The organism is uncultured Aliiroseovarius sp., from assembly GCF_947497285.1.
Lineage (GTDB): Bacteria > Pseudomonadota > Alphaproteobacteria > Rhodobacterales > Rhodobacteraceae > Aliiroseovarius.
Map to the genome: position 1 here is coordinate 120,639 of NZ_CANMFT010000009.1, position 22,209 is coordinate 142,847.

Here is a 22,209-nt window from a genome sequence, read left to right on the forward strand (position 1 = left end):
ACCCCATGAAACCCATCCCCCTCTGGGCCGCTGTGCCCTTCGGCCTGATCTGTGGTGCGTTGCTCGGGACCATCGTCGCCAGCTTTTATCTCGCGCTTGCGCTCAGAACCGGATTTGCCCAGTTTGACATGTTTGCCGTCTGGCGTGCAGGCGCGGGGGTGCGTCTTGCGCACCCCGAGGCGTTCAATGTGGCCTTCGGCGCGGTTGGCTTCGGGGCGCTTGGTCTGGGTGTTCTTGCCGCCGCGTGGACCTGGAAACGCGAGCAGGATGACTACGGCTCCGCCCATTGGCAAACCTGGGCGGAACTCAAAAAGAACGACATGCTGCAAGGTCCGGGCAAAGGCTTTGTCTGCGGTAAGCTCGGCAAGCCGAAATCCAAATCCGCGTTCATCTCTTCGAGTGAAATCCCACACGTGATGATGGTGGCACCCACCCGCGCCGGTAAGGGCGTGGGTTTCGTGATTCCGAACCTTCTGTCCTTCGCAGGCTCGGTTGTGGTGCTGGACGTCAAGGGTGAGAACTTCGACAAGACCTCGCGGCTCAGGTCGCTGAATGGCGATGAGGTGTTTCGCTTCAGCCCGTTTGACTGGGCCAACAGCACTCACCGCTACAACCCTCTCGCTCGTATTGCAGCCTGTCCCAGTTTCGCGCAGCAGTTCACGGAGGTCTCGATCCTGGCCGATCTCTTCCTCGACAAGGACAACAAGACCCTCGACACCTTCTCCGAGGCTGGTAAGTCGATCTTTGTCGCGGCCTGCTTGTTGGCGATTCAGCGCGGCACGCCGAATCTGGGCGAGGTGAACAAGATCGTTTCGGCTGGTGACTACAAGAACGCCCAGTACAACGCCTATTCCGAGGAGGCCAAGGAAGAGGTTGTCCGCGAGCTTTGGACCAATGCGGCCAGCGCCTCGTCGAGGCTGCTGACGTCGAACATTCAGGCTTTGATGACCGCTGGTCTTAAGCAATGGGACAACCCGGCGGTACGCTCGGCCACGGAGGCAAGTGACTTTGACTTCGCGCAGTTCCGGCGCAAACCGCATTCGCTCTACATCGTCGTCTCCGAGGATCACATCGCCACCCTGGCTCCACTTCTGCGGCTCATGTTCGCCGATCTCATTGCCAGCCTTCGCCTGAACGAACCGGGCCCGGATGAGCCCTGGCCGGTCATGATGATGATCGATGAGTTCCAACAGATGGGGGCGATGCCCTATCTGGAGCGCGCGATCCATTCGCTGGCCAGCTATGGCGGGCGGGTTGCGATAATGGCCCAGTCTTTGGCGGCATTGGACCGTATCTATGGCTCCGAGGGCCGCGAGAGCCTCGAGAACGGGGCGGGGCTCAAGCTTTACATTACGCCGCGCGATCAACGCACCGTGCGGGAGGTATCAGCTGCGGTCGGCAGCACCACGCGCGAGGCAGTGACGCGCATGTTTGGGCGCAACAAGGGATTCCTGGGCGCGACGTCAACTAGCGCGCGGTTGGAAGAACGGCCGCTTCTATCGGAGACAGAGGCGCGGCTGCTGGATCCGGACGAGGTGATCATCCTTGCCTCTCCCCAGCACCCGATCCGAGCGAGACGTATCAAATATTACGACGATCCAATGTTCAAAGGCTTGGCGGAACAGCAAGAGGGCAGGGACTTCCCCTATCCGCCGAGAGTGGAAGGTGTGGGACCTTGGGGTGAAGGTAGCGATGAGGAGGCCGAAATCGGCGAACAGGAAGCGGCCAGCACATTGAGATCGCGACGGCGCGAGGCGCGGGCAATGCGGGCGCCTGCTGGGAATTCTGGAAGCGAAGCTGTGCGGCCGGAAGATCTGGATCGGGGGGATGGGGTGCCGCCGGAGTGGGAGCAGGTGCTTGACCGGCAAGAGAGTTTCATTGCGGAGCTTTTAGGGGAGTGAAATTGGAAGCGGCCGCTCGAGCGGTGCGCGGCGAATTCACCGTTTGAGCCCACAGGAGACGAACAGATTCTTCGCTGCGTGCGCGCGCAGCGCGGTTAATGCTGCGACTGCCAAGAACTTTTGTCGCAACGCGGCGAGAAAACCGGCCGTTCGCACAATTTGCAGTTACGCGGCAGAGGCCAAGGATCATGTTGCAAGGACTTGGCCGACTTTCGTTGCAAGTGCCCCAATGACGTGTGTGGGTGGCACCTGCATTGCAAGCGTTTTGTTGTGCTGTTTGCGCATATTTTGTCAGTACAGTCGTGTGTCCGGCCTGTTTATGTTTCGGCATTGCCTCCACTGGCCCTGATGAATTCCGCGAGCGAGGTTCCATACGGCTAAGCGACCTCGGAGGGCCGCAGACATTCCCGGAGTGTCCTTGCTCATGGTTGACTTAATTTCGCATCATCACTTCAACGTCTTGCATCTCTTGGCAGTTCGCGCTGTTAGAATGCTGGCTGCCGGTATTCCTGTTTCTTAGTGAGCATTGCCCAGATGACCCGCGCTGCTTTGTTGGCCATTGCGGTTGTCGCCAATCTGAATGGCTTGTCAGCGATGATCTTTGCGGTCCAAAGGTCTACCTTCTCCGGTGACCGTTTTGCCATCACGGCCCGAGACGTCATGCCGACGACCAACAGTTTGCGGATGTAACGATCACCCTTCTTCGTGATCTTTCCCAAGTGCTCCTTGCCCCCACTGGATTTATTGAGGGGCGTTAGACCAAGCCAAGCTGCAAAATCGCGCCCGGTTCTAAATTGCTTCGCATCACCGATCGTTGCAATAATTGCAGACGCCGTAATTGGGCCAACGCCTGGCATGCGCATTAGTCTCCGTGCATCTGCGCTTAGCAAGGCATGTTGTTCGATCATCTTGGAGTAACCTTCGATGCGTTCATTCAAGCCAATGAACTGATAACACTGCATGCCCAGCATTCCATTTGCGATATCCGGCATATCAGGTTGATCACCCTCAAGATGTCGCTTTGCGAAGGCCGTGACCGCCTCTACTCCGATCGGCAAAATATGCCCAAACTCACGCAACAGACTACGGATCACATTGGCCATCTGAGTGCGCTGTCGAACTGCCAAGTCGCGGGTGCGGTGGATCGACAAAACTGCCTGTTGATCTTCAGTCTTAATCTCAACAAACCTCATCGTTGGACGACGAACGGCTTCGCAGATTGCCTCGGCATCTGCCGCATCTGTCTTACCCCGTTTGACATATGGCTTGACATAGTTCGCTGGCATCAGCCGAACATCGTGACCGAGCTGTCGTAACGAACGACCCCAGTGGTGCGATGATCCACAGGCCTCCATGCCAACTACGCAGGGCGGCTGCGCTTCGAAGAAAGAAAGCAGTTTTGCTCGTTTGATCGCCTTATTGAAGATGATGCGTCCGTTCTCCGATACACCATGTACTTGAAATACATCCTTGGCCAAATCTAGGCCGATGGTTTTAACTGTCATTGGGTGGCTCCATTCCTAGCAGTTCAAAGTAACTGCACTTTGGCACATGCGATGCCGGTGGAGCAGGAGCCACCCACCTCATCCGCTCCTATGAAAATCAACCTACCCGAGCCCGTTCAAATTGGTGGTTCTTGGCAGAGTGTAAGTGACCGCCAAGAGTTGAAGCTACGGTCAGAATCACATCGCCACGAAGAACTCTGCCTTTACAAAGTGCTCAACAATGCGTTTCGGGCAACCTTAATATGGCCATCCGATATGCGTTTGACGAAAGTTGTCACCGTCACGGTGGACAAAAACGGCAGCGACTCTAACTTTCTCAGACCAAATTAAGCCTTTCTGCTCTCCGGAAACCATGAAGGCCGTCGCCCAAGCATCTGCTTCCATGCAGGTCTCGGCGAGGAGGGTCACCGATGCAGGCGTGTCCCTTATGGGGCCTCTGCGGGCTGGGTCCATCGTATGTGAAAGCCGTTTCCCACCAGCCTCGATCCAGTGCCGGTAGTCACCTGAGGTGGCCACGGCAGCATCGGTCAACTCGATGATCGACAGCGGTGCCCGTGTTTCATAATCTGGTCTCTCAATGGCGACGGTCCATGCTTGGTTTTCTGGTCGCATGCCGCAAGCGCGCATTTCACCGTCGAGGCCCACAAGCGCGTCGGTGATTTCGAAACGGTTCAGCACTGCCATCATACGGTCAACAGCATAACCTTTCGCGATGCCTGACAGGTCCAGCGTTAGCGGAGCCAATTTACGGGCCTGAAGCGCATCGGGATTAAGGTCCAGAACCTCGTGCGCCGGGGACCGCACCTTGCCGAGTGTACTGCGTATAGCTTGTGTATCCGCCTCTTGCGGTCCGAACCCCCACGCGGTGACGACATCCCCCATACCGATGTCGAATGCTCCATCCGAGAGCCTCCCGATTTCCAGCCCCTTCGCCAGCACTTCCATCAACTCCGCAGGAACGGACACCCATGTTCCGATCGGTGCGCGATTGAGGCGCATCAGATCGCTCTCTGGCTTCCATGTGGACATCTGGCGGTCCACAACATCCACGCTTTCAATCAGTGCAGCGCGGACCGGTTCGGGGTCAGCCTCTGCGGGAGCATAAAAGAGCGCCGACCAGCGGGTGCCCATTGTCGGACCATTCAGCGCATGGCGCAGAAGGTTAGTAGGTATCTTCGACATACCGTCCCTCTGCTTTCAAAGTGGCAGGCGTCAGACCAGCGGGTGCCAGAATGTCGGCCAGCGCATCTGTTACACCAGCGGCCATGTCACGCCCGCCACAAACCAGAACCTGCGCGCCCTCACTGACCAGTTTGGCAATTCGTTCAGCATCGGTGCACAGAGTATCCTGCACATAGGTGCGGGCGCTGGTCCGCGAAAAGGCGTTGGTGACGGCGGTTAGGTGTCCGGTTTTCTGCCAATCCTTCATTTCGTGCTCATAGAAGAGGTCGCTGTCAGGATGCCTTGCACCAAAATAAAGGTGCATAGGGCGGCCCGAATGGTTGGCGCGCGCAAACCCTGCCAGCGGGCCGATGCCGGTGCCCGCACCGATCAGGATAACGGGCTTGCGCCCCCGCGCGGGTCGAAAGTCAGGGTTGTGGCGGATGAACCCCTGCACGGTGTCGCCAACGTCCAGATCCAAAAGTTGACCCGAACAAAGCCCACCGGTATGGCGACTAACACAAATCTCGACAAAGCCATCGCCCTGTCCCGAAGCTAGAGAATAGAACCGTGGCACGTGCGACCCTTCGGGAATGATACCCAGCAGGTCACCCGATGAGAACCGACCTAAAGCCCGCCCTGCAAGTCGCGTCCAGAACCCAACCTTGGGAAAGGCAAAGCGCAGGATCGCCGCAGGGGATTGCATGTCTACCCCGTAGTCGCGGCGCGAGATCAGCGTCAACGCATGGCTGCGCGGGATCGCCGGGCTATGCGAAAGCTCCAATGATTGACCCAGTACGCGGCCCAGATCACGCCCCCAGCGGGCGAATTCTTGTGGGGACTGGCGATCAACCGTTGCCATTGGCAAGATCTGCTTCCAACCTTTTTCCCCGGCCATGCGGGTCACATCGACGGCATAGGCGCAGAATTCGGGAAATTTATTGTCACCGAACCCCAGCACAGCCAGCGGCATGTCAGGGGCGTTTGGTAAAGCCGCAAGCCGGTCAAGGAAGCCTTTGGCCGAGGCAGGTGCCGTGCCCTCGCCATAGGTGGCAGCCAGAACGATCACCCGTTCGGCACGGCTATACTGGTGTGGCGCAAACTGCGACATCGGGGCCGCGTGGATCTTGTGGCCCGCCTGCGTCAGCGCGGCATGCAATGTCGCGGCAAAGCCCCATGTGCTGCCCCCTTCGCTGCCAACCAGCAGGATCGTGTCCGCCTGTCCCGACCCGACATTGCCTGTGATGCATGGCCGCGCCCGGCGGGCTTGCACCCACAGGATAACGCCCGTTGCGGCCATGAACGGCGCACCAAGTGCCATCAGACCGAGGATTAGTCCCAGCCACGCCATGCCTTGTCCGGTGTGCAGCATGTAGATCGTCTCGCTCACGCTTTCCCACTGGCTTGCATCAGTCCAGACCAAAACCGTCCCTGTTCCCTGATCGAGATACCCCTTGCCAGAGTTTGTCTTGAGCAGGAACACATCGGTGGTGTCGCCCGGATAGGGAAAGGTCAGTTCGCGCAGGGCGTCCACCGGCGTGTCGCGCAGTAAAGTCATCGTGCCGGGCGCGGCACCAGTCTGGCCACTCACTTGCGAGGGGAGCGCAGGGGCGCTGCCCTGCGGGATCAGGTCAAAGGTACTGGCTGTCATGAACAGCGCAGTGGCTGAAGACAGCAGAAGCCCGACGACAGTCACCCGCGCCACTTCGACATGCAGCCGTCCCATCAGCGGACCACGCAGGCGTGAGAAAAAACGCCGCCAGCCGCCTGTCCGCCGTGCAGTCAGCATCAGGCCCGAGATCGACAGCACCAACAGCGAAGCCGCCCCCGCCGCTGCGGTCAACCGCCCTGCGTCGTCCAGAAACAGCGAACGGTGCAGGTTGGTCATCCAGCGTTGAAAGGCAGAGGGTTCGTAATCCTTCACGCCAACACCTGTCGCGGGATCGATAACCACCGCACCGGGTTGCCCAGCGTCAAAGTAGAACACCGTGATCTGCCCCGATGGCGCGCGGCGGATCTGTTCAACGCCAGGGTAGTGGATGGCGATGCGGTCTGCCAATGTGGCCACCGTCAGGGTCGGGTCAGACTGCGCGGGGGCCTGCACAACCTCTAATGCGGGAAGAAAGCTCAGCACCGCCCCGCTGAACGTCATAACGACGATCAGCAAGGCCGCGATCAGACCGGGAAATTTGTGCAGGGCGCGTAGCATCGCAAGGCTCCTTTGGTGCGGATTACATGTCGTAGGTGAAATCGCGGATGTAGCGGCGACCTGCGACCGGCTGACCCGCGCCCATTGTGGTTAATGGCACGACCACTTCGGAGGGGCTGTCGCGCATGTCTTCCACCGAGGCGTCGATATGTAATTCATAGCCTGCGTCAAACAGCGCATCCGCAAGATCAAGTGTGATTTTCAACTCTCGCCCCGCGCCAACGCTGGCACCGGTGATACCGTTGATCTCTGCTGTGTTACCGCCTGTCGCACGATACCAGTCGCTCAGATGTTCGTAGTATTTCGACTTGCCACCCGCCATCCACAGGCTGCCGACATAAGCGCCCTGCGCATCGGTGACATAAAGCGCAACGTAAGCGCCATCGCCGCCATATTGATTCATGTTGGCGGTCAGGGTGACGGGGCGCGCAAGCGCCGGACCTGTAAGAGCGGTCGTCAGCGCCAAGGCGGATAAAAGGGTTTTCATCGGAAATCTCCATACTGGTTGTTTCGGTTTCTTTTGCCGCAACAAGCTGATGTCACCCTGACAAGGTGAGAAAATTTGCTTCAGCTTGGCGTCAGGAAGTAAGAAAAAGCCCCGCCGCACTTGAATTGGCAGCGGGGCCAGTTTGCGGGTCTAGGGGACGAAAGGCCCACAAAGCACCACCCTGGGGCAGGTGGTCTCAAAAGGTTCCGGCATCAGCGCAAAAACGGTCCCAGGGAACACACGAATGCGGATCACTGCTCAACAACGGGTGCGGTTCCAGGTGCAAAAAGCCCGTTTGCAGGGGGTGTTACGGATTGGCCCGGTGTAGCATTGTTGCGATCACGATAGTCATCATCGTCATCGTCGTCCTCATATTCAAACTCGATCACTGCAAACGTGGCAGGATCGACCTTGACCTCAATCTCACGACCGGTCGCATCGCGGCCTTCGATTTCATAGCAGCCATCGTCAATCTTGATCCGGCGCACGGTCCAGCCCTGCGCCTCTGCCATTGCCTGCACGGCTTCGCGCGGTTGCCAGTCAGCCATCGGCACCCGACAATCGTCGTCATCAGCAAGGGCGACACCTGCCGCACCGAGGCCAATCAAAAGGGTCGTTGCCATCAGATACTTTTTCATTGTTCCATCTCCTGAAGCTCATGTTGATGGGGCTTTATCACCCAGCGACCTGACGCGGACCTGAAGTTTGCAGCTATTGTGCTTCAGGTGGGCGTCAGCTTGGGAGGTGATAGAAGGATGACAAACGGAACGGGAAAAGACAGATATGCGTGTGCTGCTGATCGAGGATGATACGGTGTTGGGCGGTGCAGTGTGCGACCAGATTGCCGCTGACGGGCATTCTATCGACTGGGCCACACGGCTGGACGGCGCGGGCGAGTATCTGGATGTCGCCGCCTATGATCTGATCCTTCTTGATCTGATGCTGCCCGATGGGCGCGGCCAGCCGTTCTTGCGCGCGCTCAGAAAGCGGGGCGATGTCACGCCGGTGATCATCCTGACCGCGATGGACCAGATCAGCGACCGGATCGAGGGGCTTAACGCTGGTGCCGACGACTATATGGTCAAACCCTTCGATCTGTCCGAACTATCGGCGCGGGTCGGTGCGGTGGCGCGGCGCTATGCTGGCAACCCGAACCCGCTGGTCACTCTGGGCGATCTGGAGGTTGATCTCGCTGCGCGGTCTGTGTTTCGCGGTGGCAAGTCGGTGGCGCTGACCGCCCGCGAATGGGTGCTGTTCGAAGCCTTCGTGCAACGACCCGGGCAGCTTTTGTCAAAGACGCAGTTGGAAGAGCGGCTGTATTCCTTCGACACCGAGGTCGAGAGCAACACAATCGAAGTGCATGTCAGCAGGTTGCGTAAAAAGCTGGGGCGCGACCGGATCGAAACTGTGCGGGGCCTCGGGTATCGGCTGGGCGCGCCATGAGGGTGCCTGGCTCTCTGCAAGGTCGTCTGGCGCTGGCGCTTGGAGTTGGGCTGACGGTGCTTTGGTTGGCCACCGCATGGGCCACGGCCACCCTGCTGCGCAGTGAAATGAACGAGGTGTTAGATTCCACGCTGGAGGAAACCGCACAGCGCATTCTACCCTTGGTGGCCTTAGATATCATCAGCCGTGAGGAAGAGGGTATCAGCCAGCGCATCGCCACCCTGCGCGAACATGAGGAGTTTTTCACCTACATCGTGCGTGATGATCAGGGGCGCGTCCTGATACGGTCGCACGCTGCTGAAGATGCGGATTTTCCTGAATTCGAGGGCATGGGGTTTCGTCAGACTGCGACACATCGGCTTTACTATGACGCGGCACTACAAGGCACGATCACCATCGCCGTCGCCGAACCGCTTAGTCATCGCACGGAGGTAGCGCGCGAAGTCTTGGTCGGACTCGCCTTACCGCTGTTTATCGTTATTCCACTTGGCTTGTTTGGCGTGTTCTGGATTGTCAGACTTAGCCTGCGTCCCGTTCGGCGATTTAGCACTGCGCTGTCCAGTCGTGGCCCACGCGATCTGTCTGCGGTGGGTGACGGAACTTTACCTAATGAAATCAGGCCTGTGGCAGAGGCCGTCAATGATGTTCTGGACCGTCTTGGACGCACCCTTGAGGCTGAGCGCAGTTTTACTGCCAACGCCGCCCATGAATTGCGCACTCCGGTGGCGGCAGCACTTGCCCAGACGCAACGGCTGATGGCCGAAACCTCCGATACCATTGCAGTTGGGCGGGCAGCCGAGATCGAGGTTGCTCTTAAGCGGCTAACCCGTCTGTCCGAGAAGCTCATGCAACTGGCGCGCGCGGAAGGTGGACGCTTGCGACGTGATACTGTGTCAGACTTGCGGCCTGTGCTGGAAATGGTGCTGGCGGACTTTGACAGGGCCGTGGGACGAGCGCGCATCCAACGCACACTTCCGACTGGCCCGGCGCTGTCTGACCTTGATCCCGACGCCTTCGCGATCATCGTGCGAAACCTGATCGAGAACGCATTGCGTCACGGCAGGGATGGAACGCCGGTTCAGGTCGCTCTATCGCGCGACACTCTTAGGGTGGTCAACGATGGCCCGCCGCTTGCAGCCGAAACTTTGGCGGGGCTAACCGGGCGTTTTGAACGAGGGCAATCTTTAGCGGACGGCAGTGGGCTGGGCCTGTCCATTGTGCAAGCAATTGCCGACGGGGCGCAGGCAACGCTGGAACTGCATTCCCCCGCACAGGAACGGACGGAAGGGTTCGAGGCGGTGTTTCTTCTGCCGCGCCTTCCGCAGAGTGTTTGAGCTTTGCCTGAAACACGATGGAAAGAGGGTCGTTTGACTTGCATCAACGCCGAAGGACTTCCAGCCTTGTAGACTTTGCAGATGGAGATATTTGCTGATCTTGATCATCCGCTTGTCAAAGACACCGCCAAACGTTTGACCCAAGCTGAGACAACGCTTCGCAGCAAGCTAGAACGGTTATTCTACTTTGTTCGGGATGATATTCGTTTCGCATTTCCCGACGATGGAGACTTCGTCAAGGCATCGGAAACGATCCAGTTGGGATATGGGCAGTGCAATACGAAGGCCACTTTGCTGTTAGCACTCTGCAAGACTGTGGGCATTCCTGCCCGCATCCACTTTTCGCTTATCACCAAAGACATTCAGAGAGGTTTTTTCACAGGCATTGCTTATTGGCTCATGCCAAGGGAAATCTCTCATTCCTGGATCGAAGTTGAAGTTGACGGCACCTGGCGGCGTATCGACACATTCATCAACGACCTGCCACTGTTTACCGCTGCGAAAGCCGAGGTTACACGCCTCGGTTGGTCGGTTGGCTATTCGGTTGCACTGAAGGACGGCGAGGCCAGCGCAGATTTCGACCTTGATCACGAAGCTTTTCAACAGATGGCAGCCGTGACGGATGATCACGGCACGTGGGATGACCCATCCGCCTACTATGAAAGCGCGAACTACAAGAACCGACCCGACGGAATACGGATGTGGTTCTACCGGAACATGATCGGCGGGATAAACCGCCGCGTTGAACGATTGCGCGATGAAAACAATTGAACTGGCAACAGTCCTGCCAGCCGAGACCGCAGTTGTTTGGGACCATGTCCTCCAGCCGCGCACTTTGTGCTTTGTCGCCAAAGGAATGCTGACGTTTCAGCCAATCGAGCCGTGCGCATTCCCAGAACGCTGGTCAGCAGGTCGGTTCAGGGTTCGAAAGCTGTTGTTCGGGTTGTTGCCAATCGGCTGGCAAGACATCAGCATTGAGGTCTTGCCGGATCAAGGCCGGATGCACCGGATGCGAGAGAATGGCCGTGGCTGGCTCATACCCACTTGGGATCATACAATTGAAGTTGAGCCTGTTGAGGGCGGAACGCGATATGCCGATCTTGTCAAGATTGAAGCTGGAGTTCTAACCTCCATAGTCGTGACTTTTGCTCACCGCTTCTTTGCCCACAGACAAAGGCGCTGGCATAAGCTCGTAAAAGCAAATTTCGACTATGCTACTTCTTGATCGATACGAGTCGGCAAAACTGCACTCATGGTGATGACTAAGCGTTTGTCCCGCTGGCAGAAACGGCCCTCTTGTAACCGATGGCGTGACGTCCGATATCACTGAATATTTTTGAGCTACAAACCCTTGGCAAAACACACGTTAGTTTGTCACGTTTCTGGTGGCAAAGAGCCGTTCGTCAATTCGAAGCGGTCGCGGCCGCTTGATACTTCAGACGGCAGCGCCGAGCCCAACCCAGAAGTCACGAATTGGTACTGCGTGCGCTCGTAGCACGGTTTTCGCTGCAGGGGCGTGGAGCTAAATGCTGTTAAGTAGCGGCCAAAGCCACCCTTGACTGATGGATGCAGTATCCGCCCAATTTGTTCCAAGCCGCCAACTGCAACGCAGCAATTTTTTGCTGCCGTACATCGGCATTACGTCACCCAGACAAGCTCATTGAACGACGAAACAGCGCGAGGCTTGCGAGGAAGAACCCGCCGCCAAGTCCTGCCATCAACGACAATTCGAACCAGACTGCACTTGGGCCCGCCCCTCGAAACACAACCGCTTTAGCGAATGCCAGAAAGTGCCGCGACGGCAAGACCATGGTCACGCGTTGCACGATGTCAGGCTGGCTTTCGACTGCGCCCATGCCGCCCGACAGCATGATGATCGGGATCACGACCATAATTACCAAGAGTGCAAACTGCGCCATGCTGCGCGCCAATGTGCCCAGAAACATCCCAATTGCGGCCGCAGCGGCCAGATAGATCGCAGTTCCCGCCAGCAGCAGCGGCACTGATCCGGCCATCGGGACCTGCAACACCTGCTGCACGACAAAGAACAGCGATAGCGTGAAGGCTGCCAGCACCACGACGACATTGGCCAGAACCTTTGACAGCGCGATCTCGAAGGGCGTCAACGGCATCACCATCAAGTGCTCGATGGTGCCCTGTTCGCGTTCGCGCAGCATCGCGGCCCCTGTCAGGGCTATTGTCAGCAGCGAGAGCTGGTTCAGGAGCGACGACACGGCCTTAAACCAAACAGGGTTGCCATTGGGGTTGAAGGCGCGGCGTAGTTCCAACTGCAAGGTAGGCTCTGGCGCGTCAGGACTGCCCGAAAGAAAAGCGTGCGTTTCCGACTGCAGGATATTGGCGATGTAATCGGTGCCAAGCTGTGCCTGGCTGACCGCTGTGGCATCGACCTCAAGCTGGGCGGCGGGCATCAGGCCAGCGATCACGTCCGCTTCAAAGCCAGGCGGAAAGCTGAGGACAAACATGATATGCCCAGCGTCCATTTCCGACGCCACCTGATCAGGCGTTATCATCACTGGCGGTTGGAACCACGGCGGGCCAAGTGCGTCGGTGAGTTGCCGCGTCAACGCAGAGCTGTCCTCGTCAAGAATGGCGATGGCGGCGTTATACACCGTATCACCGGCTCCGCTGGCCTCGAGCATGACAGCAACAACAAAGGACCACATTATCAGGATCACCATCACCGGATCGCCGAGCACGCTTTTCAGCTCTTTACCTGCAAGCCAGAAGATATTTGTCAGCCGCCGCATGATTACTTCTCCTGCTTGCGAAGGGCCAGAACGGCCAGCAAAGTTAGGACGGGCCCAAATGCGGCCAGACGCAGCAGATGCCCCGAAAGTTCAGACAGGCCGAGCCCCTTGGTGAAGGTTCCGACGCTGATGCCCATATACCATGTGGTCGGCCAGAACGTGCCCATGATCCGCGCCGCGCCTTCCAGCGAGGACACAGGCGTGATCATGCCGGAGAATTGGAGCGTTGGCATCACCGACAGGATCGCCGCCGCAAAGACCGCCGTAACCTGAGTGCTGGTCAATATCGACACGACAAGGCCGTAGCCCGTCGCGGCAACCGCATAAAGCAATGCGCCTAGCACCAGCGCCGCAGGATCACCCTTGAGTGGTACCCCCAGTACGGTCACCACAAGCGCAGTCAGGATCACAAAGTTGAGCAGTGTGATGCCGATATAGACGAGCTGCTTGCCGATCAGGAATTCGGCGCGGGTAGTCGGTGTCACATAGAAGTTGGTGATCGTGCCGATTTCCTTTTCACGCGCCACGCTGACGGCCATCAGGATCGCCGGAAACAGCAGCAGCAGCAGAGGCGGGATCGACGGGCCGATCGCGGGCAGGCTTTCCATCGCCGGATTGTATTGAAAGCGCGGGATGAGTTGCACAGGTGGCGTTCCCGCTTGGGCTTGGGACAGGACCAGCACATGCAACGCCGGCGTCGATTGCGCATCGCTGGAAAGGATGCTCGCATGCGCCCCTTCGACATAGCTTTCCACCGTTCCGGCGCGGTTGGTGTCGGACCCGTCGATCAGCCCGGCGATTTCGGGGGTCTCACCGCGTCGCACAGATCGGCCGAAATCAGGCGGGACTTGCAGCGCCAGCGCCAGTTCGCCGCTTGCCATCCGGCTTACCAACTCGTCCACCCCTGAAATCGGCGGGCGCTCGGAAAACCATGGAGACTCCTGAAACCCCGACAGGTAGGCGCGGCTTTCGGGGCTTTGGTCGAGATCGAAGACCGCAAAGGGAATGTTGCGAACCTCCTGCGAGATGCCGAAGGACATGATCAGCAACAAAAGCGCGCTACCAACAAAGGAAAACACCAGTCGCACCGGATCACGGCGCACCTGCATCGCTTCGCGGGCAGTGAAGGCCAGCATCCGTTGCAAGCTGAACCGCGTCGCAGTTTTTGCGTGCTTTTGGTCGCTTCTCACGGTTAATAGGCCCTCGTCCGCCGGGGCCTCAGCTGGTTGGGCGTCTAGCATGTAAGCGATGAAGGCATCCTCCAGCGTCTCAACGCCACGTCCCGCAATCAGCGCCTTGGGGGCATCTGACACCAGAACTTTCCCGGCATGCATGAGCGAGATGCGGTCGCAGCGCATGCCTTCGTCCATGAAATGGGTCGAAATGAAGATCGTCACACCGTCGCGATGCGCCAGTTCCAGTAGCATGTCCCAGAACGCGTCGCGTGCCTGCGGATCGACGCCGGATGTCGGCTCGTCAAGGATCAGGATATCGGGCGCATGGATCACCGCAACCGCGAGCGACAGACGCTGGCGCACACCCAGCGGTAGCGATGCTGCACCCTGATCAAGATAAGGCCCCAGCCCGAAGCGCGGGATAAGTTCATCCATCCGCTGCGTGGTCAGGTCGCTGCCGAGATGGAACAGCCGCGCGTGCAGCAACAGGTTCTCGCGCACTGTTAGCTCGCCATACAGCGAGAAGGACTGGGACATAAAGCCCACGCGCCGCCGCGCATCGAGGTTCTGCGCGTCCACGGGCTTGCCAAAAATCCACGCCTCGCCTTCGGTGGCTGGCGTCAGGCCAGTGAGCATTTTCATCGTCGTGGTCTTGCCGCACCCATTGGAGCCAAGAAAGCCGAAAATCTCACCGCGCGCTATCTCGAAGCTGACCGAATCCACAGCGGTGAAATCACCAAAGCGTTTGGTCAGATTCTGGGCGCGAATGGCAGGTGGACCTTGCTCGGTCTCTTTTGCAACGCTGGGCTTAGTGGTTGCGGCCGCCTCTTTGGTCTCGCCGCCCAGTAATGTCACATAGGCGGCCTCGACGGTTCCGGTTCCGGTACGCTCCATAAGCTCGGCGGGGCTTCCGGTCGCCAAAATCCGCCCTGCATCCATCGCCACCAAATGGCCGAAACGCGCGGCTTCTTCCATATAGGCGGTGGAAACCAGCACGCTCATCTCGGAGCGATCGGCACGGATCGCGTCGATCAAATCCCAGAACTGGCGGCGCGACAGCGGATCGACGCCGGTTGTCGGCTCGTCCAGCAACAGGAAATCGGGATCGTGGATCAGTGAGGCACATAGGCCCAGCTTTTGTTTCATCCCGCCCGATAGCTTGCCCGCAGGTCGGTCCATGAACGGCGCAAGACCAGTAGCGCGGGTCAACCGCGAGATCTGCGCGGCGCGCTCGGCCTTGCCCAACCCAAACAACTTGCCAAAGAAATCCAAGTTCTCCTGAAGGCTGAGATCGTGATATAGATTGCGCCCCAGCCCTTGTGGCATGAACGCGATCCGCCTTCCGACATCGGCCCGGTGGGCGGCACTAGCCATGTCACCGCCCAGCGTTTCGACCCGACCCGCCTGTAACTTCTTGGCCCCGGCTATCAGCCCCATCAGGGTTGATTTGCCCACCCCATCTGGCCCGATCAGGCCGACAATTTGCCCTGCGGGGAGGTCCAGTGTCACATCCTGTAACGCCTGCACCTTGCCGTAGAGGTGTTTCACCCCCGTCAGCCTTGCTGCCATCCGTTCTGGGGTGCCCGCCGCAGTCATTTGTCAGTTCCCGCCAGCAGCAGCATCCTGCATAGCTGGCAGGACTGTTGCGACCGGAGGCGTCAGCCCCTCGGGCCAGTCGGGAATACTGCCGTCCGGCCCTGCCAGACGCACCCAAGCCATACCGCGCACGCCGGTTTTGACCTGCGCGAGGCGCTCGGCCACCAGTTCTTGCGGAATGCGCACCCGAATTCGGAACATCAGGCTTTCGCGTTCTTCAATGGTTTCGACCTGCTTCGGTGTGAATTGCGCCTGCGGGGCAACAAAACTGACGACAGCTGGAATCGCAACATCCGGCATGACGTCAACAACGATGCGCGCTTCGTCACCTAACCGCACCCTTGGGGCGGCGCTGGCGGGAAGGAAGAACTCCATATAAATATCACCAAGGCTGACCAAGGTCAGCACCTTGCCACCACCGCCAAGCACTTCGCCCGGCTGCGCAAGACGGTAAAGAACGCGTCCCGCTTGCGTCGCATAAAGCGTGCTGTCGGCAATACGTGCCTCGATTTCACGCAGGGCAGCGGTTTCGGCGTCAACAGCGCGTTGCTTGGCCACGACGCCAGCCTGCGCTGCCGTGCGGCCTGCCTCGGCCAGTTGCGCCTCGGTGCGGCGGATATCCAACTCCTCACCGCTGACCACACCGCGTTCGTTCAGCGTTTCGGCGCGGGTCAGCTCACTTTGCGACAACGCAAGCCTTGCCTCGGCTTCGGTCACACCGGCCTGCGCGACAGCCACTGCCGCCTCGGCGCTGGCAACTGCTGCTTCAGCGCGCATTTTTTGAGCCAGCAGTTCTGTAGTGTCCATCATCGCCAGCACATCACCAGGCTGCACCAAATCACCCTCACGCACGGTAATTTCCGAAACCCTCCCGGCCAGACGGGTGGAAATGTCGACCAGAGCGGCCTCGATCCGGCCATTGCCACGCGCGAACCCTTCGGGTGGCAGATCGCTGGGTTCCAACAGAACCTTCCAACCGGCGTAGCCTAAAAAAGCCGCCAATACGGCAAACACGAGAAAAATAGAAAACTTGCGTGACATGACTTAGGCACCTCCTTCGGGGTCAATTTGCGTCTTGGCGATGCCGCGCTGATAGATGTCGAACACGCGCGGCGCGTCGGCGCGTAGCTTTTCCATGTCGCCCGCCATCAGAGATTGCATGACCAACCCCTGAATAGTGCCAACAAATAGCGTAGCTGCAATTTGACTATCCAAGTCCTCAGCCAGTTCTCCACAGGCCTTTCCGGCCTCGATCAGATGGTTCAGGCGCTCCGCGTATTGCCTCATCATCGCGCGCGCCGAGCATTTCGCGGGCGTCTGTTTCGCCCCCTGAAGTTCACTATACAACATGCGCGGTGCACCGGGGTGTTCGGAGACGAAAGCAACGTGGGCCAGAAACATTGAGCGCATCGCAGCCAGCGGCGTATCGACACCCTCGACCGCCTTGACGACCCGCTCCATCAGGTGCCTGGCCACCCATTCCATCACCGCTTGCCAGATCGCCTCTTTGTTGGGAAAATGGCGAAACAGCGCGCCTTGCGTCAGGTGCATGTGTTTGGCAATGGCCGCTGTGGTGATATCGCCGGGGCTGGTCGTCGCGGCAAGATCGATCACCGCCTCGACAGTGACATTGCGGCGTTCTTCGGCGGGCAGGTTCTTGGGCTTGGTGCGTATTGTCATTGGGGCAGTTCCACCCGCCAGACCGCAAGTGCCAGCCAGCCCATCGCCAAGGTCATGGAAATCCCGCCGACAATGACAAAGAGCGGCGGCGCGCCAATCAGCACTTCTGCCAGTATCCCAACGGGCATAAGCATGCCTGCCAGCGCCAACCAGGAAACCCATCGGCCAGACGTGGCGGGTAGCGGAAGGCGCAAAAGCACCAGACCGACGGCGATATTGAGAAGCGCGACTAGATTGCCGTGCGCATGAGCCAACCGCGATTCGAAGTGCACCCCGACACCGTAGTCAGCGATCCATTGCTCTTTCCCCGGCGCGAAAACGCGCAGGAAGATCAACACGAACCCGTAAAGCATAAACAGAGTCAGAAACAGAAACCCTGTGACAATGTTGGATTTTCCAGTGTGCATCACGATCCTCGTATTCTGAATGCGGACAAACTCCGCCGATGGCCGCAGTATGTCTTGAACTTAGATAGTAATCAATTACTATCTTTTAGTGAGTCGTCTAGACTCGGCAGTGAATGACGCAGGTTGCGCCTTCGCTCCGCAAGTCGGGCGATCAGAAAAAGGACAGCAACCATGGACAGAAATGACGAGCATCAGGTCACCAAATTGCGCGCGGGTGGCAAAGGCAATTGGTCTTCAAAGACCGTGGCAAAGGGCAGCGTTCGCAAGCCGATTGCGGTGGTTGCGTCCGTTTCAGACTCCGTTGTTGAAAGCCCGCCTCCTGCGAATCTGACCGGAGCGACAAATCAGAAGCCGCACAAAAACGGTTCGACCACGTCATTGCACGACGCGATGAACCATACCGCACAAAGCGCCATATCCCGCGTCACCCACGGGTTGTCGCCGGCTGCGTTGATGGGGGCTTGGTTCGATTGGGCCACCCACATCACGGCTGCCCCCGGCAAGCAGTTGCAACTGGTCGAGAAGGCCGCTGACAAAGCCCGCCGTCAAGCCAGTTTCGCCATGAGTTGCGCGCAAACAGCCGACACAGCCGAGCCATGCATCGCGCCGTTGCCGCAAGATAACCGTTTCAACGACGAAGCCTGGCAGATGAAACCGTTCAACATGGTCTACCAAGGCTTTTTGCTGCAACAGCAATGGTGGCACAACGTCGTCACGGACGTTCCCGGCGTTACCGCCCAACACGAGCGCGAGTTGCAATTCCTGACACGTCAGGTGCTCGACATGTATTCGCCGTCCAATTTCCTGCCAACCAACCCCGAGGTTCTGCGCAAAACCCGCGATGAGGCTGGTCAAAACCTGATCCGGGGCATGCAGAACCTCGTCGAGGACGCGCAGAGCGCCATGACCGGTGCATCCCCAGAAGGCGCAGAGGGTTTTCAACCCGGTCAGGATGTCGCTGTGACACCCGGCAAGGTGGTTTACCGCAATCGGTTGATCGAGCTTATCCAGTACGCCCCCGTCACGGACACTGTGCACCCGGAGCCGATCCTGATCGTCCCAGCCTGGATCATGAAATACTACATCCTTGATCTGTCAGAGCAAAATTCGATGGTGCGGTATCTCGTGGAGCAAGGCTACACCGTCTTCATGATCTCGTGGAAAAACCCCATCGATGAGGATCGCGACCTCACGATGGAGGACTACCGCCAACTGGGTGTGATGGCGGCGATCGAGGCCATTCAGGCGATTGTACCGGATCAGAAAATCCACGCAACGGGCTATTGCCTAGGCGGCACCCTGTTGGCCATTGCCGCCGCAGCCATCGCGCGCGGCAAAGATGACCCCTTTGCGTCTCTGACACTGCTGGCCAGTCAGGTCGATTTCACCAAACCCGGCGAGTTGCAGTTGTTCATAAACGAAAGTCAACTGGCCTTTCTCGACAGCGTCATGTGGAAACAAGGTTATCTCGACACCACCCAGATGGGTGGTGCTTTCCAGATGCTGCGCTCAAATGACCTGATCTGGTCGCGCGCTGTTCGCGAATACCTGATGGGCGAGCGTCAGCCGATGAACGACCTTATGGCTTGGAACGCGGATGGCACGCGCATGCCCTTTGCGATGCATTCGGAATATCTGGAAAAACTGTATCTTAACAACGATCTGTCCGAAGGGCGGTTTCAGGTCGAGGACCGTCCGGTCGCCCTATCCGATATCCGCGCCCCAATCTTTGCGGTCGGAACGGTAAAAGATCACGTCGCGCCCTGGCACTCGGTCTTCAAGATACAGGCACTCACCGATACCGACGTGACCTTCGTGCTGACCAGTGGTGGGCACAACGCGGGCATCGTCTCGGAACCGGGCCACCCGCGCCGCACCTATCGAATCGCCTCCAAGGACGCGATGGATCGCTATGTCGATCCAGAGGCGTGGCAAGCCGAAACAGAGGCACAGGACGGATCGTGGTGGGAGTCTTGGGTTGAGTGGCTTGGGTCGCACTCAGGCAAGCAAACAGCGCCGCCGGATATGGGCGATGCACAATCGGGCTATACTGCCTTTGCCGACGCCCCCGGCACATATGTCCTCCAGAAGTAGGCGACCGGGGAAGAACTTGCATTTTAACAAAGGATAGGAAAATGGCTTCAACTCGAACAACCAGCCTTGTAGTTGCGTCCATCGTGGCGCTGGCATTTGGCGCGCTCACGGTACTTTCTGGCGGTCGTGCCTTGTTTGGCAGCGCCGAGGCGCAGGCCGCAGTAGGAAATGCCGTCCCGTTTGTGCTGTGGTTCAACTTTCTAGCCGGGTTTGCCTATATCCTCGCAGGCGTCGGGCTGTTTCTACGCCACCCGCCTGCCGTTTGGATTTCGATCGGCATTTTCGCATGCACCGCTCTGGTGGCATTGGCGCTCGCGGTCCACATGATGCAAGGCGGCGCGTTCGAAATGCGCACAGTTGGCGCGATGATCCTGCGCACAGGGGTTTGGGCAGGTATATCAGTTGTGGCCTGGCGACATATCAGACAGGCAACAAGTATTTGAGGTAGGCGCCGCTCAACCTCCTTGAGCCGCCCTCGGCGATTTGTGCGACTTCGCCAATGGGCTGTCCAATTTTCGGACCAAGAGAGGCAATGACCGGTTTGGCGGCCTTAGCTGCGGCGCGGAGTAAATCATACCGAATGTGCTAGGGTTTTCTGCGTGAGCAATAGCTGCAACTGCAAAGGTCGGTTTTGTCCCGCATCTTACCAGTTCAAGCACTGTGCAGCGAAAGTCGGGTTTCGCGGTGTTGGAGCAAACCGAACTCACTCCAATACCAGCAATTCCGCTATCCCCCGCCGTCCATCTTTCCGCCCCAGCTGCACGATCACATCGATCGACCTGCGAATGTAGGTCTGCACTTCAGAAAACGTCAGCGGTGTTCCTGCCTGCAGGACCATGATCGCTAGCCGATCAATCGCCAGCTCGGCGGTCTCGGCGTGGATCGTCGAAACTGACCCACCATGCCCGGTGTTGATCGCCTCAAGATAAGTAAGCGCCTCCAGCCCTCGCAACTCGCCCACCACGATCCGATCTGGTCGCATCCTTAATGAGGCTTGCAGCAAAGCACCTGCCGAACGCGGGCTATCTTTGACTCGGTCAGCAAGCAGACAGACCACATTCGGCTGATGCGGGAACAGCTCAAAGGCGTCTTCGATGGTAATGAGCCGCTCGTCATCTGGGACATGGGTCAGAAGATGGCGCGCAAATGTGGTTTTGCCCGTCGATGTCCCACCGCTCACCAAGATGTTGAGGCGGTTCTCAACCAGTTGCCCAAGTGCGCCAGGAAGATCGGTTTCGGCCTGTTTCGAAATCGCCTTCAGCATCTCGGCACGGATATCCGTCAGTGAGACCGCCTTGCCTTGCAAGTAGGCGGGTTCATAGGTTCGGATGTCGGATTTGCCAAAAAGCCGGATGGTGATCGCCGCGCCCTGCTCCACAGCAGGTGACACCACGACCTGCACCCGCAATGGTCGCCCTCGGAACTCCACCTTCCCGGACACCAAAGGGTTCTTCTCAGAGACCTTGGCCTTGGCGTCACCGACGATGGTGGTGCCGAGATTGATTGCGTCGGCTGGATCAACGACTTGATCGGCATATTCCATGGCAACGGATCCACGCCGTTCGACCCATAATCGGCCATCGGGGTTTATGGCCAGTTCAATGACATCGTCGTCGGTCAGCCAGCGCTCAAAAGGCGCGAGGTAGCGTTCAAGATAAGAGGAGGGTAGGTCGGTGTGCTCGCTCAATGCACCACCACATCCCGGTCCACGAGCACCGTCACGCTGGCGCCCTGATCGACATAGATCGTCGGCGCCAATGAAACCTGGTCCGCGATGACCGAACTGGTGGCGTCAGACAGGTCCGAGCCGACACTCGCGAGCACATTTGCCGCGGTCTCATCCTGAACCCGCCCGGCAGCCACAGAGGGTGCGGCACCGATGATCGAGATCAGGGCGGCCCCGCCGAAGCGCTCAAAGAACTTGGTGTCCACCAGACCGGTCAAACCGGATCGACCAAGTTGATCCCCCCCGACTGCGGAAATATCGATTGAGGTGCCGTTCGGTGTGAGAATGCGGGTCCAGAGGATTAGGATGCGCTTTTGGTTCACCTCAATGCCAGAGCGATATTGACCGAAGAGGCGTGACCCACGCGGGATCAGGATCTGATCTCCGGAAAACGCTGGCACGGGTTCGGAGACCACCGCCACGACATTGCCCGGGAGATCGCTGTTGATCGCGGTCTGAAGCCCAGCCTGGATCATCGAGCCTTGCGCGAGGGTTCGATCGGGGAATTCCATACGGGAGGCTTCCTTGACCTCAAGCGGACGGGCGGCGGCTTGCAGATAGGCTTCGTTCTCGTTGAGCGGGGCGCCCTGTCCGGCTGGTGTTGCCCCCGGCGTTCCCGGTGAGGCAGCTGCAGTGCCATGACCATCGGCATAAACAATAGCAGGTGACCTGATTTGCGCGGTGAGGAGTTCCGCGGCCTCGCGCTCGGCATCCCGTTGTCGC

General features: G+C 58.6%; 19 protein-coding genes. 7 read left to right on the forward strand and 12 right to left on the reverse strand.

Annotation, left to right across the window (positions count from 1 at the left end; all coding sequences use genetic code 11):
• The first annotated feature begins 5 nt into the window (after positions 1–5).
• Positions 6–1,901, forward strand: a complete 1,896-nt coding sequence (locus Q0864_RS15440) for a type IV secretory system conjugative DNA transfer family protein (RefSeq protein ID WP_298571461.1) — start codon at positions 6–8, stop codon at positions 1,899–1,901.
• 485 nt (positions 1,902–2,386) lie between these two features.
• Here the strand turns inward: Q0864_RS15440 and Q0864_RS15445 are convergent, their stop codons facing one another.
• The 5 genes from Q0864_RS15445 to Q0864_RS15465 all read right to left on the reverse strand — a co-directional run bounded on the left by Q0864_RS15445 (position 2,387) and on the right by Q0864_RS15465 (position 7,901).
• Complete coding sequence (locus Q0864_RS15445) at positions 2,387–3,406, reverse strand: IS110 family transposase (protein WP_298571464.1); 1,020 nt, start codon at positions 3,404–3,406, stop codon at positions 2,387–2,389.
• 237 nt (positions 3,407–3,643) lie between these two features.
• The gene (locus Q0864_RS15450; protein WP_298571467.1) at positions 3,644–4,588 is read right to left on the reverse strand and encodes an FAD:protein FMN transferase; all 945 of its coding nucleotides are present in this window, start codon (positions 4,586–4,588) and stop codon (positions 3,644–3,646) included.
• Positions 4,569–6,776, reverse strand: coding sequence for a PepSY domain-containing protein (locus Q0864_RS15455; RefSeq protein ID WP_298571470.1), 2,208 nt, complete (start codon positions 6,774–6,776; stop codon positions 4,569–4,571). The genes Q0864_RS15450 and Q0864_RS15455 overlap by 20 nt, the downstream gene beginning before the upstream one ends.
• A gap of 22 nt (positions 6,777–6,798) precedes the next feature.
• Positions 6,799–7,263, reverse strand: coding sequence for a DUF2271 domain-containing protein (locus Q0864_RS15460; RefSeq protein ID WP_298571473.1), 465 nt, complete (start codon positions 7,261–7,263; stop codon positions 6,799–6,801).
• Between the two features lie 251 nt (positions 7,264–7,514).
• Positions 7,515–7,901, reverse strand: coding sequence for a PepSY domain-containing protein (locus tag Q0864_RS15465; protein ID WP_298571475.1), 387 nt, complete (start codon positions 7,899–7,901; stop codon positions 7,515–7,517).
• A 145-nt stretch (positions 7,902–8,046) separates the two neighbouring features.
• Between Q0864_RS15465 and Q0864_RS15470 the strand changes: the two genes are divergently transcribed.
• The 4 genes from Q0864_RS15470 to Q0864_RS15485 all read left to right on the forward strand — a co-directional run bounded on the left by Q0864_RS15470 (position 8,047) and on the right by Q0864_RS15485 (position 11,265).
• Positions 8,047–8,706 (forward strand): response regulator transcription factor, encoded by a 660-nt coding sequence (locus Q0864_RS15470; protein WP_298571477.1) that lies wholly within the window; start codon positions 8,047–8,049, stop codon positions 8,704–8,706.
• A complete protein-coding gene (locus Q0864_RS15475; protein WP_298571479.1) occupies positions 8,703–10,040 on the forward strand; it encodes an ATP-binding protein in 1,338 nt (445 codons plus the stop codon). Before Q0864_RS15470 ends, Q0864_RS15475 begins: the two co-directional genes overlap by 4 nt.
• An 81-nt stretch (positions 10,041–10,121) precedes the next feature.
• Positions 10,122–10,811, forward strand: coding sequence for a transglutaminase-like domain-containing protein (locus tag Q0864_RS15480; protein WP_298571526.1), 690 nt, complete (start codon positions 10,122–10,124; stop codon positions 10,809–10,811).
• Positions 10,798–11,265: a hypothetical protein gene (locus Q0864_RS15485; RefSeq protein WP_298571482.1), complete on the forward strand. Its 468-nt coding sequence runs from the start codon at positions 10,798–10,800 to the stop codon at positions 11,263–11,265. Before Q0864_RS15480 ends, Q0864_RS15485 begins: the two co-directional genes overlap by 14 nt.
• Positions 11,266–11,683: 418 nt before the next feature.
• Here the strand turns inward: Q0864_RS15485 and Q0864_RS15490 are convergent, their stop codons facing one another.
• From Q0864_RS15490 to Q0864_RS15510, 5 genes are read right to left on the reverse strand one after another with little or no spacing between them, the layout of a single operon-like run.
• On the reverse strand, positions 11,684–12,808 hold the full coding sequence (locus tag Q0864_RS15490; protein WP_298571485.1) for an ABC transporter permease: 1,125 nt from the start codon (positions 12,806–12,808) through the stop codon (positions 11,684–11,686).
• Positions 12,809–12,810: 2 nt separating this feature from the next.
• Positions 12,811–15,579: a ribosome-associated ATPase/putative transporter RbbA gene (gene rbbA, locus Q0864_RS15495; protein ID WP_298571488.1), complete on the reverse strand. Its 2,769-nt coding sequence runs from the start codon at positions 15,577–15,579 to the stop codon at positions 12,811–12,813.
• 3 nt (positions 15,580–15,582) lie between these two features.
• Entirely contained in the window at positions 15,583–16,620 is a 1,038-nt protein-coding gene (locus Q0864_RS15500) for an HlyD family efflux transporter periplasmic adaptor subunit (protein WP_298571491.1), read from the reverse strand.
• Between the two features lie 3 nt (positions 16,621–16,623).
• Positions 16,624–17,253 (reverse strand): TetR/AcrR family transcriptional regulator, encoded by a 630-nt coding sequence (locus Q0864_RS15505; RefSeq protein WP_363317628.1) that lies wholly within the window; start codon positions 17,251–17,253, stop codon positions 16,624–16,626.
• A gap of 2 nt (positions 17,254–17,255) precedes the next feature.
• Entirely contained in the window at positions 17,256–17,666 is a 411-nt protein-coding gene (locus Q0864_RS15510; RefSeq protein WP_298571497.1) for a hypothetical protein, read from the reverse strand.
• A 171-nt stretch (positions 17,667–17,837) separates the two neighbouring features.
• Between Q0864_RS15510 and Q0864_RS15515 the strand changes: the two genes are divergently transcribed.
• Both Q0864_RS15515 and Q0864_RS15520 read left to right on the forward strand, forming a co-directional pair.
• On the forward strand, positions 17,838–19,760 hold the full coding sequence (locus tag Q0864_RS15515; protein WP_298571500.1) for an alpha/beta fold hydrolase: 1,923 nt from the start codon (positions 17,838–17,840) through the stop codon (positions 19,758–19,760).
• A gap of 41 nt (positions 19,761–19,801) precedes the next feature.
• Positions 19,802–20,203 carry a hypothetical protein gene (locus Q0864_RS15520; protein ID WP_298571503.1) on the forward strand — a complete coding sequence of 134 codons (402 nt, stop codon included), beginning with the start codon at positions 19,802–19,804 and terminating at the stop codon, positions 20,201–20,203.
• 260 nt (positions 20,204–20,463) lie between these two features.
• On the opposite strand, the gene Q0864_RS15525 is transcribed toward Q0864_RS15520, so the two are convergent.
• Positions 20,464–21,447, reverse strand: coding sequence for an ATPase, T2SS/T4P/T4SS family (locus Q0864_RS15525; RefSeq protein WP_298571505.1), 984 nt, complete (start codon positions 21,445–21,447; stop codon positions 20,464–20,466).
• The coding region (locus Q0864_RS15530) for a TrbI/VirB10 family protein (RefSeq protein ID WP_298571508.1) at positions 21,444–22,209 on the reverse strand (766 nt) is incomplete at its 5' end. The genes Q0864_RS15530 and Q0864_RS15525, both read right to left, overlap by 4 nt.

Excerpts from the sequence above, each read along its gene's own strand:
- Q0864_RS15490 (WP_298571485.1), bottom strand. The coding sequence starts at position 12,808 with ATGCGGCGGCTGACAAATATCTTCTGGCTTGCAGGTAAAGAGCTGAAA.
- Q0864_RS15515 (WP_298571500.1), top strand. The coding sequence starts at position 17,838 with ATGGACAGAAATGACGAGCATCAGGTCACCAAATTGCGCGCGGGTGGC.
- Q0864_RS15485 (WP_298571482.1), top strand. The coding sequence starts at position 10,798 with ATGAAAACAATTGAACTGGCAACAGTCCTGCCAGCCGAGACCGCAGTT.
- Q0864_RS15475 (WP_298571479.1), top strand. The coding sequence starts at position 8,703 with ATGAGGGTGCCTGGCTCTCTGCAAGGTCGTCTGGCGCTGGCGCTTGGA.
- Q0864_RS15500 (WP_298571491.1), bottom strand. The coding sequence starts at position 16,620 with ATGTCACGCAAGTTTTCTATTTTTCTCGTGTTTGCCGTATTGGCGGCT.
- Q0864_RS15460 (WP_298571473.1), bottom strand. The coding sequence starts at position 7,263 with ATGAAAACCCTTTTATCCGCCTTGGCGCTGACGACCGCTCTTACAGGT.
- Q0864_RS15470 (WP_298571477.1), top strand. The coding sequence starts at position 8,047 with ATGCGTGTGCTGCTGATCGAGGATGATACGGTGTTGGGCGGTGCAGTG.
- Q0864_RS15455 (WP_298571470.1), bottom strand. The coding sequence starts at position 6,776 with ATGCTACGCGCCCTGCACAAATTTCCCGGTCTGATCGCGGCCTTGCTG.
- Q0864_RS15440 (WP_298571461.1), top strand. The coding sequence starts at position 6 with ATGAAACCCATCCCCCTCTGGGCCGCTGTGCCCTTCGGCCTGATCTGT.
- Q0864_RS15510 (WP_298571497.1), bottom strand. The coding sequence starts at position 17,666 with ATGCACACTGGAAAATCCAACATTGTCACAGGGTTTCTGTTTCTGACT.
- Q0864_RS15450 (WP_298571467.1), bottom strand. The coding sequence starts at position 4,588 with ATGTCGAAGATACCTACTAACCTTCTGCGCCATGCGCTGAATGGTCCG.
- Q0864_RS15445 (WP_298571464.1), bottom strand. The coding sequence starts at position 3,406 with ATGACAGTTAAAACCATCGGCCTAGATTTGGCCAAGGATGTATTTCAA.
- Q0864_RS15520 (WP_298571503.1), top strand. The coding sequence starts at position 19,802 with ATGGCTTCAACTCGAACAACCAGCCTTGTAGTTGCGTCCATCGTGGCG.
- rbbA (WP_298571488.1), bottom strand. The coding sequence starts at position 15,579 with ATGACTGCGGCGGGCACCCCAGAACGGATGGCAGCAAGGCTGACGGGG.
- Q0864_RS15465 (WP_298571475.1), bottom strand. The coding sequence starts at position 7,901 with ATGAAAAAGTATCTGATGGCAACGACCCTTTTGATTGGCCTCGGTGCG.
- Q0864_RS15480 (WP_298571526.1), top strand. The coding sequence starts at position 10,122 with ATGGAGATATTTGCTGATCTTGATCATCCGCTTGTCAAAGACACCGCC.